Source organism: Martinezella lusitana, from assembly GCF_016901135.1.
Taxonomy (GTDB): Bacteria; Pseudomonadota; Alphaproteobacteria; order Rhizobiales; family Rhizobiaceae; genus Rhizobium; species Rhizobium lusitanum_D.
Genome location: NZ_JAFEVL010000068.1, coordinates 1 through 16243, shown reverse-complemented (window position 1 = coordinate 16243; position 16243 = coordinate 1). Strand labels below are relative to the sequence as shown.

13 protein-coding genes are annotated in these 16243 nt (G+C 60.0%); 6 read left to right on the top strand and 7 right to left on the bottom strand.

The features are described 5' to 3' along the window. Positions 1-155: 155 nt before the first annotated feature. A complete protein-coding gene (locus JTP94_RS29075; RefSeq protein ID WP_204853896.1) occupies positions 156-761 on the bottom strand; it encodes a TetR/AcrR family transcriptional regulator in 606 nt (201 codons plus the stop codon). A gap of 184 nt (positions 762-945) precedes the next feature. On the opposite strand from JTP94_RS29075, the gene JTP94_RS29070 reads away from it, so the two are divergent. After that, on the top strand, positions 946-2334 hold the full coding sequence (locus tag JTP94_RS29070; protein ID WP_204853895.1) for an MFS transporter: 1389 nt from the start codon (positions 946-948) through the stop codon (positions 2332-2334). Between the two features lie 220 nt (positions 2335-2554). On the opposite strand, the gene JTP94_RS29065 is transcribed toward JTP94_RS29070, so the two are convergent. Genes JTP94_RS29065 through JTP94_RS29055 form a run of 3 tightly spaced genes read right to left on the bottom strand, consistent with a single transcriptional unit; the run spans position 2555 to position 6376 of the window. Further along, entirely contained in the window at positions 2555-3619 is a 1065-nt protein-coding gene (locus JTP94_RS29065) for an HlyD family secretion protein (RefSeq protein WP_204853894.1), read from the bottom strand. Positions 3620-3636: 17 nt separating this feature from the next. Then, positions 3637-5295, bottom strand: coding sequence for an MFS transporter (locus JTP94_RS29060; protein WP_204853893.1), 1659 nt, complete (start codon positions 5293-5295; stop codon positions 3637-3639). Beyond that, entirely contained in the window at positions 5285-6376 is a 1092-nt protein-coding gene (locus tag JTP94_RS29055) for a substrate-binding domain-containing protein (RefSeq protein ID WP_204853892.1), read from the bottom strand. The genes JTP94_RS29060 and JTP94_RS29055 overlap by 11 nt, the downstream gene beginning before the upstream one ends. A gap of 163 nt (positions 6377-6539) precedes the next feature. Between JTP94_RS29055 and JTP94_RS29050 the strand changes: the two genes are divergently transcribed. The 5 genes from JTP94_RS29050 (at position 6540) to JTP94_RS29030 (ending at position 12944) form a co-directional block, all read left to right on the top strand. Continuing rightward, on the top strand, positions 6540-8870 hold the full coding sequence (locus JTP94_RS29050; RefSeq protein WP_204853891.1) for an alpha-L-rhamnosidase: 2331 nt from the start codon (positions 6540-6542) through the stop codon (positions 8868-8870). A gap of 37 nt (positions 8871-8907) precedes the next feature. Then, the gene (locus JTP94_RS29045) at positions 8908-10188 is read left to right on the top strand and encodes an ABC transporter substrate-binding protein (RefSeq protein ID WP_204853890.1); all 1281 of its coding nucleotides are present in this window, start codon (positions 8908-8910) and stop codon (positions 10186-10188) included. A gap of 65 nt (positions 10189-10253) precedes the next feature. Continuing rightward, on the top strand, positions 10254-11132 hold the full coding sequence (locus JTP94_RS29040; RefSeq protein WP_204853889.1) for a carbohydrate ABC transporter permease: 879 nt from the start codon (positions 10254-10256) through the stop codon (positions 11130-11132). Next, a complete protein-coding gene (locus JTP94_RS29035; protein ID WP_204853888.1) occupies positions 11129-11956 on the top strand; it encodes a carbohydrate ABC transporter permease in 828 nt (275 codons plus the stop codon). The genes JTP94_RS29040 and JTP94_RS29035 overlap by 4 nt, the downstream gene beginning before the upstream one ends. Positions 11957-11960: 4 nt before the next feature. Continuing rightward, complete coding sequence (locus JTP94_RS29030; RefSeq protein WP_204853887.1) at positions 11961-12944, top strand: ABC transporter ATP-binding protein; 984 nt, start codon at positions 11961-11963, stop codon at positions 12942-12944. Positions 12945-13015: 71 nt separating this feature from the next. Here JTP94_RS29030 and JTP94_RS29025 read toward each other — a convergent pair whose 3' ends face one another. The 3 genes from JTP94_RS29025 to JTP94_RS29015 form a co-directional block, all read right to left on the bottom strand. Further along, on the bottom strand, positions 13016-14017 hold the full coding sequence (locus tag JTP94_RS29025; protein ID WP_204853886.1) for an MBL fold metallo-hydrolase: 1002 nt from the start codon (positions 14015-14017) through the stop codon (positions 13016-13018). Between the two features lie 148 nt (positions 14018-14165). Continuing rightward, positions 14166-15128: a glutathione S-transferase family protein gene (locus JTP94_RS29020; protein ID WP_204853885.1), complete on the bottom strand. Its 963-nt coding sequence runs from the start codon at positions 15126-15128 to the stop codon at positions 14166-14168. Then, positions 15121-16173 (bottom strand): LLM class flavin-dependent oxidoreductase, encoded by a 1053-nt coding sequence (locus JTP94_RS29015; protein WP_204853936.1) that lies wholly within the window; start codon positions 16171-16173, stop codon positions 15121-15123. Before JTP94_RS29015 ends, JTP94_RS29020 begins: the two co-directional genes overlap by 8 nt. Positions 16174-16243 lie beyond the last annotated feature (70 nt).

The following is a 16243-nucleotide window of genomic DNA, read 5'->3' as shown; positions in this document are numbered from 1 at the left end:
AATCACAGCTCGCAACTGCCTTTCAGGTCGTGCCTGCTTTGCAGACTGGCAAATCCAGTCAAACGTTTCGGACACCCCCGCCGGTCACAATGTGCACCCAAGAAGGACGAGGCTGAACTTATGAGTGCTCATCGTGACAATTGATCGCAACACTATCATTTATCGTCAGGTTTTATGCGTCTATGGGTGTCCCAACGGTTGTTGCCAACGATAGCCCTTAGCCGGTCCAACGACGCGCTGACGATCTCGTCCAAGCTCCGCATCTCGGATTCGTCAAGCCACTGCGCGAAGGCGACGCGGAACACGGCGATGGCAGCCTCGGCCGCAAGACTGGCATCCGGTTCGTTGATCCCACGCGCGTGCAATGCCTCGGCGAGCGTAGCGGATAGGGTCGCGAGCTTTATCAGCTCGCGCTCGCGCAGTTCCGGGGTGGAGGCGACGATTGAGCGCCGCAGGCGCGCCGACGCGCGGTCGTCGCCGAAGAAGGCGACCATCGCTTCCAATGCCGCAACTATCGCATCGATGGCCACCGCGTGCGCCGGGGCGATCCTGACCGCGTTGAGCATCGCCTCCTGGAGACGAGCGGACCCGTTGAAGAGCACCTCACGCTTGTCCGCGAAGTGACGAAAGAATGTCCGGGGGGTGAGCCCCGCACGCTCCGCGATGTCCGCGACAGTCGTCTGCTCGTAGCTGCGCTCGATGAACAATTCCATCGCAGCGGCACGAAAGCGGCCCTCGGCATTGGGCTTCCAGCGGCTCATAAGATTTCTCCGTCGGTGTTGACACAGAGTGACATCACTGCGCTATAGTGATGTCACTCAATGCCATCGAAAGCGTCATCATGCAACGTCTCGTCAGCTACGCCTCCGGCTGGATTGCCTCTGGCGGCATCCCCGAACTCAAGGCGCCCGCGAACCGCCATGTCGCGGGAGCTCGAAGGACGCCATGAAGGCCCCGGTCCGAGGCAATCTGCTGGTGCTGATGGCACTGGCGATCGGTTTCGTCATGGCGATGATCGATCTCACAGCGGTCAATGTCGCATTGCCAGACATCTCCGCCAGCCTGTCGGTTCCCCTGACCGGCTTGGTGTGGGTCGTCGACGGCTACACATTGACCTTCGCGGCGCTGCTGCTCGCGGGAGGTGCTCTCGCCGACCGCTTCGGTCCAAAGCCGATCTATCAGGCAGGTCTCGCCGTCTTCATCGGCGCCTCGGTCCTGTGCGGCATCGCCTGGGACGGTGACAGCCTGATCGCCGCCCGGTTTCTGCAAGGGGCGGGTGCAGCGCTGTTCATGCCCAGTTCTCTGAGCCTGCTGGCGTTCGCCTATCAGGATGCCGGCACCCGCGTGAGGATGCTGGGCATCTGGTCGGCGTTGGTCGGCGCCTCCTCCGCGATCGGTCCGCTGATCGGCGGCTTCCTGATTCATGAGTTCGGGTGGCGAAGCGTGTTCTGGATCAACGTACCAATCGGCATTGCGGGCATCATGCTCGCGCAGGCGCTGCTTGCCCCACCGCCCAAGCAGCCGCGCGCGCTATCGCTTACCAGTCACGCGCTTGGCGTGCTCATGCTGAGCGCGTTGACGTTCTTCCTCATCGAGGGACCGGCCCGCGGCTGGTTCTCGGCTGCGGTTGTCTCGGCGTTGCTCATTGGAATTGCCAGCGTCACGGCCTTGGTCTGGCGCGAGCGCTCGGGTGCGCATCCATTGGTGCCGCACGCGCTGTTCGAAATCGGAGGCTTCGTCGCCGTCAACCTGACCGGCTTTCTGATCAATTTCGCCGCGTTCGGCCAGTTTTTCCTCATAGGGCTCTACCTCCAGCAGGCCCGCGCCTCCGACGCATTCGAGGCGGGCGTGCAGTTGCTGCCGATGATGGCGGCGATCACGGTGGGCAACCTCCTGTCGGGTCGGCTGTCTTCCCGACGGGGTACGCGTGCGACGATGGTGTGCGGACTGACCGTTGCGGCGTTGGCAGGGCTGGTTATGCTGAATTTCAGAGAGTCTTCGCCCTACCTCATGCTGGTGCTGGTGGCCGGCCTCATGAACTTCGCGGCCGGCGTGGCGATACCGGCGATGACGACGACCGTCATGCAACTATCGGGCAAAAGCTACGCCAACAGCGCCGCCGCCGCACTCAATGCGAACAGGCAGATCGGCGCACTCGTGGGCGTGGCGGTCGTCGGCACCATTCTGCATGTCCTGCCCCAGTGGAGCGGCCGTCTTCCCGCAGCCTTTGGTGCGATCGCGCTGGCCTATGGGGGTGCTGCCTTGCTGGTTTATCGGTTCGTGCACTTGCCTGCGGCGCCTGCATCGTCCCCACAGCCGAAGTCCACATCATAGGTGTGTCTGGCCGAAGCAGTCGGTCAATTCATCATAGGCAGCGGCTATCCGGGGTATGTTGATAAAACTCTTTTGATTGTTCGAGCTTGCTGTCGATCGGCTGGCCTTGAACTGGTTCCGTGTCCTGAAGGGCAGCATCGCGGGTTAACCGATGCTCGTTTGGATTGGTCCTTCGGGAAAGCCACCCCGTGAATGCAAACATACGTTTCCCGGACCTGCTTCAGTCGTCGTTGACGCCCACTTCCGGCTGCGAGTCCTTGTCAATCGAGACGACAACCGACATGCCTGGGGCCAGCTCATCCGCCAGCGGCTGATCCTTATCGATCTTGATCCTGACACCGATGCGCTGCGCGACCTTGGTGAAATTGCCCGTGGCGTTGTCCGGCTTGATGACGGCGAATTCCGAGCCCGCCGCCGGCGAGAAGCGCTGGATATGGCCCTTAAGCCTGCGATGACCGAGCGCGTCGACGGAAATCGTTGCCGGCTGATCGATCTTCATGCCGTCGAGCTGGGTTTCCTTGAAATTGGCAATCACCCAGATATCCCTGGGTACAAGACCCATGAGCTGCGTTCCAGCGGTCACGTACTGGCCGAGGCGAACGCCGACTTCTCCGACGCGGCCATCCTGCGGCGCGACAATGGTCGCGTTCTGAAGATCGATATTGGCGAGCTGCACGGCCGCTTCCGCGCCGCTGACACCAGCCTCCAGCGAGGCGCGGTTGACGATGATCGTCGTCAGGTTCTGCTGCGATACGTCCAGAGCTGCCTTCGCCTGGTTCACGGCGGCCTGCGCCTGTTGCAGCGTCGCCTGCGCTTGCTCGGAATCGCTGGTGGTGGACACGCCCTTGGCAACCAGCGTCGTTACGCGCTCCCAGGAGAGCTGCGCACGCTTCAGCGCGGCATTGGCGCTGTCGATCTGCGCCTGGCTGGAGGCGATGCCTGCCTTGGCGGCCTGCTCCTGCTGCTGCGAATTGGCAAGCGCCGCCTTCTGGCCGTCCAGCGTCGCGCGCGCCTGTGCCACCTTCTGCTGATAGATGCGGTCGTCGATCTTGGTCAGCACTTCGCCCTGCTTGACGAGCTTGTAGTCCTTGATCGGCACCTCGGTGATATAGCCGCTGACCTGCGGGCTGATGGTGGTGACATAACCCTTGACATAAGCATCGTCGGTCGTCTCGACGGAACTTTTGAAGGGCGGCAGGTGCCAGGCATAAAGCACCAGCATGACACCGCCGACGCCGGCGAGAACAGCAATGACTTCGATGGGGGAGCGAACGAGCCTCGACATGGAGCTATTTCATATCCTCAGGGGTTGGATGCCACGGTCTGCGGCCGATCGTCGGCAAGCCGTGCCTTGATGAAGCGATAGAATACATGCAGCGAAAGTCCGGCGAGCGATACGACGGCGATTACGCCGGCAACCAGGAAAGCATCGGCATAGGCGAGCGTGTTGGCCTCGCGGGTGACCTGCGCACCAAGCAGCGCCAATCCCTCGCCTTTCAACAGCGCGCTGTCGCCGATCACCTTGCCGTAGGACGATGAAAGCTGACTGACACGCTGGGCGACATGCGGATCGGTCAGCAGCACGCGCTCGGTCAGCACGGCAGAATGGAACTTTTCGCGGATGACGATCAACGTCCCGTAGAAAGCCGAGGCGATCAGGCCGCCGATACTCTGCGTGAAGGTGAAGACCACGAAGAAGGTCACCAGGTAAGGCGGACCTTTCGAAAAGGCGGCCTTGAAGCCCTCGGACATGGATGGCGGCAGGAAAAGAGCCGCTCCCGCCGCCACTAGCGCCTGGCTGAGATACATCTGCTCGGGCCGTGTCAGGGTTGTGACCTGCGCATCCATGAAGGCGCCCGCCGCCATCATGACAAGCCCTGCAAACTGGATCTGCCAGCTCAACCCATAGCGCATCAGCACCGTGCAGACGAGGCCGCCGACAATCGAAAAAACCAGGATGATCCAATAGAGCATTGAGAGCTGATCATAGAGCAGGCCGACGGCGTTCTGATAGAACGTCATGATGATCGCACTTTGCTCACCGAAGATGATGCGAAACAGCAGAAGAATGCCGGTCAGATGCAGGATTGCTGGACTGAGCAGCCAGCGGACGTCGATCAGCGGCGTCGCCCGGCGCAGTTCGATGACAGCGGCGAGCGTCAGGCTGGCGATGCTGAGTGCCAGCAGTACGCCAAGCCAGGGCACTTCCAGCCACCAGTAAAGCCGCCCGACTGAGAGAACGATGGCCAGACAGCCGAAGCCGATGGCGATCAACAGATAGCTGATGATATCCCCGAAGACGATGACCTTCACGCGCGGCGGCGGCGTCAGCGGCAGCAGATAGATAATCGGCATCACCAGCAGCGCCAAGGCCATCTCCAGCGTATAGAGCCCGCGCCATTCGCCGTAATCGAGCAGTGACGGTGAGACGAGACGGGTAATGGGCGCGGCCAGCAGCGTATTCATCATCGCCAGGCTGACGCCGATCGTCATCTTCCTGGCCGGCTCGAAAGCCTCGAGCATATAGAGGAAGCCGAGCGTCGAGAGAGGTGCCGCGGCAATACCGCTCAAGAAGCGGACGACGACGGCCGATTGCAGGTCGGAAACGAAGAGATTGAGCAGCGAGGCGACGACAAAGCCGATAATGCTGACCTCGGCGAAATTGCGCACGCCATACTGCATGCGGATCTTCACCAGCGCGATGGCGAGACTGACGTTCGGCGCCATGTAGGCTGCCGACAACCATGCCGATTCGGTGGTGGTGGCGGCGATCGTACCCTGGATCTGCGTGAGGTTGGCCAGAGCGAGATTGAGACCGAGGCCCTGCGTGAGGAAGAACATGACGGATGCCGCGATATAGAGCAGCATCTTCCAGCCGGGCATGGGCGGTGGAGTGGCTTGTGCGGCAGGTGCGGCGATGTTAGCGTTCGCATTCGCGATCGGGCCAGGCTCACCGCTCATACGCTACCTCATGACTTTCCCACATTCTGCAGATTTGCGACGCAGCGTCGACACGCCCCAGGCTGTTACGGGGAACGAGCGTGGGCTCGATCAGCAGCTTGACTGCATCCTTCCGGCCGGAAATGCGAGATAACAGTGTTTGCGCGGCAAGTTCGCCTAGCCGTGCACCGCCCTGATCGATGCTTGCAAGATCGATGCGGCGAAGCGCCGTCGTCGGCGAATTATCATAGCCGATGATGGCAAGCTCATCCGGCACTTTCACGCCCATGTCGGTTGCCATGTCGTAGAGTTTGATCGCATCCAGATCGCTCCAACAAAACAAGGCTCGTGGTCTGGACGGGTTGTTGATGTAGTCGCGCATGATGTTTTCGCGATCGGGAGCTTCAAGGGCGATCTTCGCAATCGGCCGCTCTTCCAGCCCGGCACGCTTGATCGCTTTTCGAAAGCCCACCTCACGCTGCCGGACGACCGAGACTTTGTGAGCATGACCCGCAACGAGGCTCAGCATGCCAATGTCGAGATATCCCTGCGCCTGAAATGCCTCCACGGCCAGTGCGGCACCCTTCTGGTCATTGCAGTTGACCGTGTCGAATGTCTTCACGCCACTGTCGTGATAGCCGACGGCGACGATCGGGATCTGCCGGGCATAGTCGGAGATGACGTCCGCGGGAAGACTGGGCGCGACAAGAACGAGGCCATCCATCTTATAGTCGATCATCGACTCGATCAGGGATGTCTCGAGTTGCGAGCGTGATTCGCCGACACCGATCATGGCACGATAGTTGGCAGGCGCCATGACGTCGTTGATGCCGCCGATGACATCGGGCAGGAAGGGGTTGCGAATATCGATCAGCAGCACGCCGATCGTATGGGTCTTGCCGCGCAATCCTTGTGCGGCGCGCGACGGACGATAGCCAAGAATAGCGATTGAATCCTCGACCTTTTTGCGCAGGGCTTCGCTTACTCCATAAGCATTGCGGGTGACCTTGGACACCGCGGTAACGGAGACGCCCGCATGCGCTGCGACGGTGCGGATGGTGACCCGTTCGCGCTCGGGCTCCTCAGCTCTTCTGTTTGTCACGCCAGCCTCTCCATGTCGAACCGAATAACTCCTGTCGCGGTGCCGTTAAGCACCATGCCAGAGGGGTAAAAAGATTTCTATTGCATTTCACCGAAAAATGTAAAACGTTATATGGGTAACGTTATACGAATAACGTTACCCAGAAACGACCGGGAGGACGGCAATGGATATGCAGGCGAGCGCCAAGGCTCCAACGACGGCATCGCGCGACTGGAACGCGCAGATGATCGCTCCGCTTGCCGACGAAGGGGAGGGCCAAGCCGCCAGCTTCGTCGCGACGGAATTCGCCCTGGAGGACGTTCCCGCCAAAGCCGACCTCTTCATCTCGGCATTCGGCCTCTATCGCTGCTTCATCAACGGACAGCGTGTCGGCCGCGACCTGCTTACGCCGGGCTTTACCAACTACGACAAAAGACTTGCCTACCAGTCTTACGATGTCGCTCCGCTTCTCCATGCGGGTGAAAACAGGATCGAGATCTGGCTGGCCGATGGCTGGTATCGCTCCCAACTGATGTGGGGAAAGAACCCGATCTTCAACTGCTGGGGTGACCGTATTGCCGCCATCGCTGAGATCGTCGGAGGATCGGGTACTTTAATTGCGACCGATGCAAATTGGAGCAGCGGGACGCTGCCTGTCCGAAAATCTGGAATCTATTTCGGCGAAATCTACGATGCGCGCGAAACTGCGATGGCCCCGACCGCCGGATCTGAAGAACTCTCTTTCGACAAGAATCTCCTGCTCGCTCAGGAAACAACGCCGGTCAGGGAAATGACGCCGCTCGAGCCGATCGATCGTTGGATCGATGATGAAGGACGCAGCGTCTTCGATTTTGGGCAAAATGTTGCAGGCTATGTCCGTTATAGGATTCGCGGTGAGCCGGGCACCGAGGTGCGTACGGAATATTCCGAGGTTCTTGGACTTGGCCGCTTCTTCGACAATCGCAATTATCGCACGGCCGTCTCGCACAACGTCTACACACTCAATGGCGACGGTGAGGAAACGTATGCACCACATTTCTCCTTTCACGGCTTTCGTTACGCGCGTTTGACCATCAGCGGAAAAGCGGAAATCCTCTCAATCGAGTCGGTGCCGATTTCGTCAGTCCCGGAGCTCAAGGGCGGTTTCGAGTGCGCCAATGGGCAGGTCAACCGCCTGGTGCAAAACACGATCTGGTCGCAGCGCGGGAATTTCGTCGAAATCCCAACCGACTGCCCGCAACGCGACGAGCGCCTGGGCTGGACCGGTGATGCTCAGGTCTTTGCCGCGACGGCCTGCTGGCTGGCCGACAGCCAGATGTTCCTTCGAAAGTATCTGCGGGATGTGATGGCCGATCAGCGCGCCGATGGCGCGATAGCACATGTTTCCCCGGATCCGACGCGCCTTCATCCGGAGCATTTTCCAGGCTTTGCCGGTTCGACGGGCTGGGGCGATGCCATCGTCATCATCCCCTGGGTTCTTTACACGCATTATGCCGATCGCGACGTTCTGCGCGAATGTCTGGGATCCATGGTAGGCTGGGTCGATTTCGTATGGTCGATCTCGGACGGTCCCATCGTTCGTCCCCCGGCAAAATGGGGCGAGCGCGGTTTCACCTTCGGGGATTGGCTGCAACCGACCGGAGACAGCGTCAAACCGCGCCCAACAATCTCAGACGATTGTGCGGCCACGCTCTATCACTTCATTTCGACCGATCTTCTTGCGCGGATCGCAGGTGTTCTCGGAGAGGACGAGCTGAAGGCGCGAATGATAGCACGCGCCGATGAGATCCGCCGAGCTTTCGCCTTCGAATTTATCGCACCATCCGGCCGTCTGGCACACAATGACCAGACGTCCTACGCGCTGGCGTTTCTCCACGACCTGATCCCGGCGCAGCATATGGAGACGGCAAAGTTTCATTTTCGCAAGATCATCGTCGATGCCGACTACAAGATCGGCACAGGCTTCATCGGAACGCCGGCACTGCTGCCGGCGCTGACGAAGCTTGGAATGGATGATCTCGCGGAGAAAGTTTTCCTGCAAGAAGACGTGCCGGGTTGGCTGTATCAGGTGAAACACGGCGCGACGACAATCTGGGAACGATGGGACGCGATGGCACCTGACGGCTCGATCTACCAGCCCGACATGAACAGCTACAACCACTACTCTTATGGCGCCGTGTGCCAGTGGTTGTTCGAGAGCGTGGCGGGAATAGCACCCGATCCGGAGCTGCCCGGCTTTGCCCGTGTTCTCCTCGCACCCGCGCCGATCGCTTCACTCAGCCCCGTCTCCGCGTTCCACGATACCGGATATGGTCGCATCGAGGCAAAGTGGAGGGTCGAAAACGGACGCGTGACCTATCGACTGACACTGCCTGAAGGGTGCTCCGGACTATTCCGACCCACGCACCGCCACATCAATCCCGCATTGAACGGCGCCACGGTGACCGGCGAGATGCCATTGGCATCGGGCACGCATGTTCTGACATTCGATCTTCCACCGGCGTCGGGAAGGTGACGCCACGTTTATAGTCTCATTGTTCGGGAGGAACATCATGACACGACATCTGAAATACCGCCTTGCATCCGCCTGCGCCTTGATTGCCCTGCTCGCTGCAGGCCCATCGCACGCCGAAACGACAGTCTCGTTCCTGATCGACAATGGTCCGGACACGCTGGTCTCCGCTGAAGCGCTGGTCGCGGCCTATGCCAAAAAGCAACCTGACGTCACGATCGAGATCGACCAGCGGCCGGGTGGAGGGGAAGGCGACAACACCATCAAAACCCGTCTGGCGACAGGCGAGATGGCCGATATTTTCCTCTACAATGCCGGATCCCTGTTCCAGGTTCTGAAACCGACCCAAACGCTTACCGCGATCACCGGGTTGCCGTCATTGGCGAATGTTTCCGAGACATTTAAATCGGTTTCCAGTGCCGACGGAAAACCGTACGGCGTTCCGTTCGGTACGACGATGGTCGGCGGCATCTTCTACAACAAGAAAATCTACCAGGAGCTCGGCCTCTCGGTGCCCAAGACATGGGCTGAGTTCATGGCAAACAACGAGAAGATCAAGGCCGCCGGAAAAGTGGCCGTGGTCCAAACCTACAAGGACAGCTGGTCGTCGCAGATCCTGCTACTTTCAGACTTTTATAACCTCCAAGCGAGCGTTCCGAATTTCGCAGTGGAGTACACGGCCAACAAAGCGAAATACGCAACAACCCCTGCGGCTCTTAAGGGTTTCGAGCGACTAAAGGACATTCATGACGCCGGGGTGCTCAACGAAGATTTCGGGGCCGCGAGCTACGACGACGGGTTGAATATGCTCGCCGATGGGGAGGCGGCCCACTATCCAATGCTGTCTCTGGCCATCGGCGCCCTCAAGCAGAACCGTCCCGAAAGCCTTGCCGATATCGGCTTCTTCGCCCAGCCGAGCGATGATGCGGCGACCAACGGTCTGACGGTCTGGATGCCGCCTGGACTCTATATTCCAGCCAGCAGCAAGCATATTGAGGAAGCCAAAAAGTTTTTGGATTTTGTCGCCAGCGTCGAGGGTTGCAAGGTGCTGATGAGCGTCAACACCGTGCAGGGGCCGTCGCTGATCAAGGGCTGCGACCTGCCCGCCGACGTGCCGGCTGCGGTCACTGACATGCTTCCCTATTTCGACGCTGGCAAGACCGTGCCTGCGCTTGAATATCTGTCGCCGATCAAGGGTCCGAACCTGCAGCAGATCACCGTCGAAGTCGGCTCCGGCATGCGCCAGCCGGCGGACGCGGCCGCCTTGTATGATGATGACGTGCGCAAACAGGCGCAACAGCTCGGGCTTCCCAACTGGTGAACAAGACGTCCGAACGGCTCTGCCCGGCAGTCGGGCGGAGCAGAGTTGGAACAGGGAGGAGAGCCATGATCCAGTCACATGTCCATTCACGCAAGTCGCCCTATCCGTTCTGGTTTTTTCTGCCGGCGGCGGTGATCTATGGCGTGTTTTTTCTCGTCCCGACCCTTACCTCGCTTTGGTACAGCCTGACGCGATGGGACCTGGTGACCGCTCAGTTCATCGGGCTAGAGAATTTTCGGCAGTTCTTTTCCGAGCCATTTCTCGTGCGCGGCCTCATCAACACGTTGATCTACGCGGTCGTGACGTCTGGCCTCAAGACTGTGTTCGGCCTATTGCTTGCCGTGCTTTTGTCCGGGCCGATCTTTGCACGTGGCTTTCTGCGCACGGTGGTGTTCTTCCCGGTCCTCGTCTCGGCGATCGGCATCGGCATCACCTTCACCGTCATGATGCATCCGACACGCGGCATCATCAACGAAGCGCTGGGCGTTGTCGGTATTCCAGGACCCGGATGGCTCACCAATCCCTCGCTTGCGCTTTTCTCCGTGGCGCTGGTCGATCTGTGGAAAGGGGTCGGTCTCGCCACGTTGATCTTCATTGCCGGTCTAGCGACCATAAGCCCTGATTACTACGAAGCCTCTCGCATCGATGGCGCCACGCGGTGGCAGCAGTTCTGGCGCATCACGCTTCCCTTGGTGCGCCCGGCGACCGTTACCGTCATCACGCTGTCGCTGATCGGCGGTCTTCGCTCCTTCGACCTGATATGGTCGATGACCCAAGGCGGGCCGGGCTTCTCCTCCGACGTCGTCGCCTCGGTCATCTACAAACAATACCAGGCGGGTTTCTACGGCCTGTCGACCGCCGGTAACGTGATCCTCTTCATCCTTGTCGGCGCCATCATCCTGCCGCTGACGTTCTGGTTCAACCGTCGCGAGGTCGAGCAATGAGACAGTATCGCCCCTTGATCGCCGGTGTCGTTTCGCTGTTTTTTGCCAGTGTGATCTTCATCCTGCCGTTCCTGTTCGTGGCTCTCCAGGCCGTGAAATCGAAGTCCGAAGCCTCGCGCCTGAACTTCGCCTTGCCAAAGGAATGGCTGTTCTGGGAAAACCTCGTCGCGGTCGTGGAGGCACGCAATTACCAGTTGCTGCTTGCCTATTTCAATTCAACTGTCATCACCGTCTTCTCTGTGTCGATTCTGGTTATCCTGTCGGCCATGGTCGGTTATGTCATGCAACGGCGCCAGTCGCGCTGGAACGGCGTGGCGCAGGTGGCCTTGCTGATGGGGCTGATGATGCCGCCGGCAGTGGTGCCGACAATCGGGCTTTTGCAATCAATCGGCCTGTTTAAGACTATAAGCGGCATGATCCTGATCCAGGTCGCCTACAATATCTCGTTTTCGACGCTGCTCTATCGCTCGTTCATCGCCACCATTCCGCGCGATCTCGACGAGGCGGCGCGAATCGACGGCGCAAAACCTTGGCAGATCTTCATCCGGGTTATTCTTCCTTTGCTCAAACCCGTGACTGTCACCAACATCGTCGTGCAGTCGATCTTCGTTTTCAACGACTTCACCAATCCGCTCTATTACCTGCCCGGACGCGAGAACATCACCGTCCAGCTGACGCTCTATAATTTCCAGAGCATGTATACGAGCCAGTACAATCTCCTGTTCATGAACATCCTGCTGGTGACCATTCCGCCGCTCATCGTGTTCATCTTCTTCAATCGTCAGATCGTGACCGGCATGACTGCCGGCGCGGTGAAAGGCTAAAGCCATGGCTGGTCTGAACCTCCACCAAGTCCATAAGAGTTTCGGGGCACTGGAGATTATCAAGGGTATTGATCTCGATATCCAATCCGGCGAATTCATCGTCTTCGTCGGGCCATCGGGATGTGGCAAGTCTACGCTGCTGCGCATTATTGCCGGTTTGGAAGACGTCTCCTCGGGAGCGCTGACCATCGGCAGTAAGGATGTCACCCATGCCGAGCCTTCCGAACGGGGTATTGCGATGGTGTTTCAAAGCTATGCCCTTTATCCCCACATGACGGTGGCGGAAAACATTGGCTTCGGCCTGTCGCTGGCGAAACGCCCAAAGGCGGAGATCGAGCAAAAGGTAAAGGGCGCTGCCGAGGCGTTACAACTTACGCACCTTCTCGACCGCAAGCCCAAGGCACTGTCGGGAGGCCAACGTCAGCGGGTGGCGATCGGCCGGGCAATCGTGCGCGACCCGAAGGTGTTCCTATTCGACGAGCCGTTGTCCAATCTCGACGCCTCGCTGCGCGCGCAGATGCGGTTGGAGCTTTCAGACCTGCACAAGCGCCTCAAGACCACAATGATCTATGTCACGCACGATCAGGTGGAGGCCATGACGATGGCCGACAGGATTGTTGTGCTCAACGGCGGCAGGATCGAACAGGTCGGCACGCCGATGGAGCTCTACAATCATCCAGCCACACCGTTTGTCGCCGGCTTCATCGGCAGTCCGAATATGAACCTCTATACCGGTCTCTTTGCCGAACGCCTCGGCAGCAAGACTTATGGCATTCGGCCCGAACATATCAGCATCACATCAGACGACGGCGATTGGCGCGGGCGTGTGCGTCATGTCGAGCGCCTCGGCGCCGATGCCATTCTTCATCTCGATGTCGAGGAGGCCGGCTCTATGATGGTGCGGTTATCCGGGGATACGCAGCTGACATCCGGCGACATAGTTTGGGCCAGCCCCCAGGATGGCGCGGCCCACCGGTTCACCGTCTGAAACTTGCAAATCTATCAAACACGAGCAATGAGCTCGTGCGACTAGCCTCCGGAGCGTTTCGATGCTCGGCATCAGTTCCCCTGCTGGATCCGTTCCGCTTGAGCCAGGCTGCAGTCGCGCAGCAATTCGAATGCCCCCAATGCCGCGTGTCCCGCAACGAAGGGATTCGGCTCTCCGGGAGAACGAATTTTGAACTTGGCGATTGCCTCCAGGGCGCCGTCGCGCGCGGGATGGTTGGACATGAAGACATCGACTGATTGCTGCTCCGCGATATCGCGGAAACGGCCCGCCGAGGCGGAGTATGTGCGGATACGCTGCTCGTCCGGGCCAAACCTCATACCCGTGCCGCCCCACAGGCCGACGACATGCCCTTCAGCGCCGTCGGAGACGGGAAAGATGAGGGAAAGGGTGCCGGGCGTATGGCCCGGCGTCACGTAGAGCTGGACGACCGTATCGCCGAGCGTGATCGTCTCGCCATCTTTGACCGAAACGTCACGCTTTGGTGGAATCCCCCAGTCCGGGTTGGAAAATTCCAGTTCCGGTTTTTCGAGTTCCTTCCAGTCCGCTTCGCTCATCAGCACCTTGGGCTTGTAGGTGTTCACCAGAAATTCCTGGCCGCCATAGTGATCGCCGTGCGCATGGGTGATGATCAGATAGCGAATGTCGTGCGGATTGAGCCCCAGTTTTTCGAGTCCTCCCTCGATGTTCTGCTTGGCTTCCTCGTTGTTGTCCAAGGCATCAATGAGAATGATGCCCTCGGACGTCTTAATCGCCCAGCTCGCCACCCCACCCGTGCCCAGAAAATACAGATTGTCGAAGACTTTCTGCGGTTCCAAGTCTGCCGAAGTTTCCGGGCGCGCAGGTCGCCCCTGGGTACTTTCGGTGGCTGACGCAGGGGGAGTGGCGGGCAATGCCAAGGGTCGCGACAGGTCGCAGATATCGGCAAGACCAGGAAAACGGGCTCCGGCTTTCAGGCCCTGCTCAGCCAGGGCCTGGGGTGAGATCGCGCTGTCCGCGGCAAGTGCCGGCTGGAAGACGATCAGGCAGAAGAGCGGGACGAGCAAGGGTTTCATGGGCAATCCATTCTAGATTGTTACAGTGTATTGCGCAGAAGGTTACGTTTGTCCCGTCTGGAATCACAGCCGGCGGGGCCGAGTTGACCCATGGTCAACAGCAACGTTTCAAATCGCAGGAGCGCGTCGCCGTACCGAATATCAGGCTTTATACGAGCCCCTCGCGTCCGGACGGAAACTCGAAATCCAAATCGGGGCCGATGGGAACGATGCCGCTCGGGTTGAGGCCGGGATGGCTGCCGTAGTAGTGCCCCTTGATATGGCTGAAATCCACGCTCGGCCGGATCGCCGGATGCCGGAAGAGATCGCGCGTGTAGGCCCAAAGCGCCGGATAATCCACGAGTGCCCGCAGATTGCATTTGAAGTGCCCGTGATAGACGGAATCGAAACGCACGAGCGTGGTGAACAGTCGAATGTCTGCCTCCGTCAACCTGCCACCGACAAGATAGCGTTGCCGCCCCAGGCGTTGCTCGAGCCAGTCGAGCGTCTCGAAGACCTCGCTGACGGCCGCCTCGTAGGCGGCTTGTGTGGTGGCGAACCCGGACCGATAGACACCATTGTTTAGGGTGGCGTAAATGCGCGCGTTGACAGCGTCGATCTCGTCGCGATGGTCGAAGGGATAATAGTCGCCGGCAGCCGCACCGCAGCCGTCGAAGGCGGTGTTGAACATGCGCAGGATCTCGGAGGACTCGTTTGAGACGATGCGACGATGACGCTTGTCCCAAAGAACGGGCACAGTGACGCGCGACGTCGCCGCCGGATCGGACATCGTATAGATCTCATGCAGGAATTTCGCGCCGTTCACTGTGTCGGGAATGACACCCGGACCGGGATCGAATGTCCAGCCATCCTCGCCCATCAGCCAGTGAACAACCGAGACGTCGATTAGATCGGTAAGGCCCTTAAGGTCGCGCATGATCAGCGTGCGGTGCGCCCAGGGACAGGCGAGCGAGACATAGAGGTGATAGCGGCCCGGCTCGGCCTTGAACGGGCCGTCGCCCTCGGCGGTGATCCACTCGCGAAACACCGAGGGCGGACGGCGCAATTCACCTTCGGCTATCACGCTCTCGAGGCCGCTGCGATGCCAGGTTCCGGCGATCAGCTCACCCATGATGGGGCGCCTTGCCGAGCGCCGCCTTGACCGCGGGCGCGACCTCGGTGCCGAGCAGTTCGATCGATCGCTGCATAGCCGCGGTTTCCAGCATGGCGGAACTCATCTGGAAGGTCAGGCGCGAAATGCCGCCAAGCGCTTCGTTGGCGGCGAGGATCTTGTCGCGCACCGTCTGCGGGTTCCCGATCAGGAAGGCGCCGTGCGGACCGCGCATCGCATCGAACTGGGCGCGCGTCGCAGTCGACCAGCCGCGCTCGCGGCCGATTTCAGTCGCCATATAGGCCCATCCGGGAAAGAAGGCGTTTGCGGCGGCCTCGTCCGTGTCACCGACAAAGCCCATCGCATGAATGCCGACTTTCAGCGTGTCCGGCGTATGGCCAGCATACCGGCCCGCTTCGCGGTACAGGTCCACGAGCGGCCGGAACCGGTCAAAACTGCCTCCGATGATAGCCACCATGAGGGGAAGGCCAAGGGCTCCTGCGCGGGCGAAGGATTGCGGCGTGCCGCCGACGCCGAGCCAGATCGGAAGTCTGGCCTGAACCGGCCGCGGATAGACGCCCTGGCCGGTAAGCGCCGGCCGGAAGCGGCCCTGCCACTCCACGTGTGTCTCTTCGCGCAATTTGAGGAGCAGACCGAGCTTCTCGACAAAGAGCGCGTCGTAGTCGTTCATGGCAAAGCCATAGAGGGGATAGGCTTCACCAAAGGAGCCGCGTCCAACGACGAGTTCGGCGCGCCCTTTCGAAATGAGGTCGACGGTCGCGAAATCCTGAAACACGCGGACGGGGTCCGCGGCGCTCAGTACGGTCACGGCACTGGTCAGACGGATCCGGCTCGTGCGGGCCGCGGCGGCTGCCAGAATGATGGCGGGCGCGGAATCGAGAAACTCCTTGCGGTGATGCTCGCCGATGCCGAACACGTCGAGACCGACGCGATCGGCGGTTTCAACTTCCGCCAGCAACGTCTCCATGCGGTCGGCAGCCGGGACGGTATGACCGGTGGCCGGATTGGGAATGGTTGCTGCAAAACTGTCGATGCCGATTTCCATGTTCATTCCAGTGTCGTTATCCGTGGGAGAAAATGTGGCCCCGCCCTGGGCGGGGGTGAGGGCGGGACCA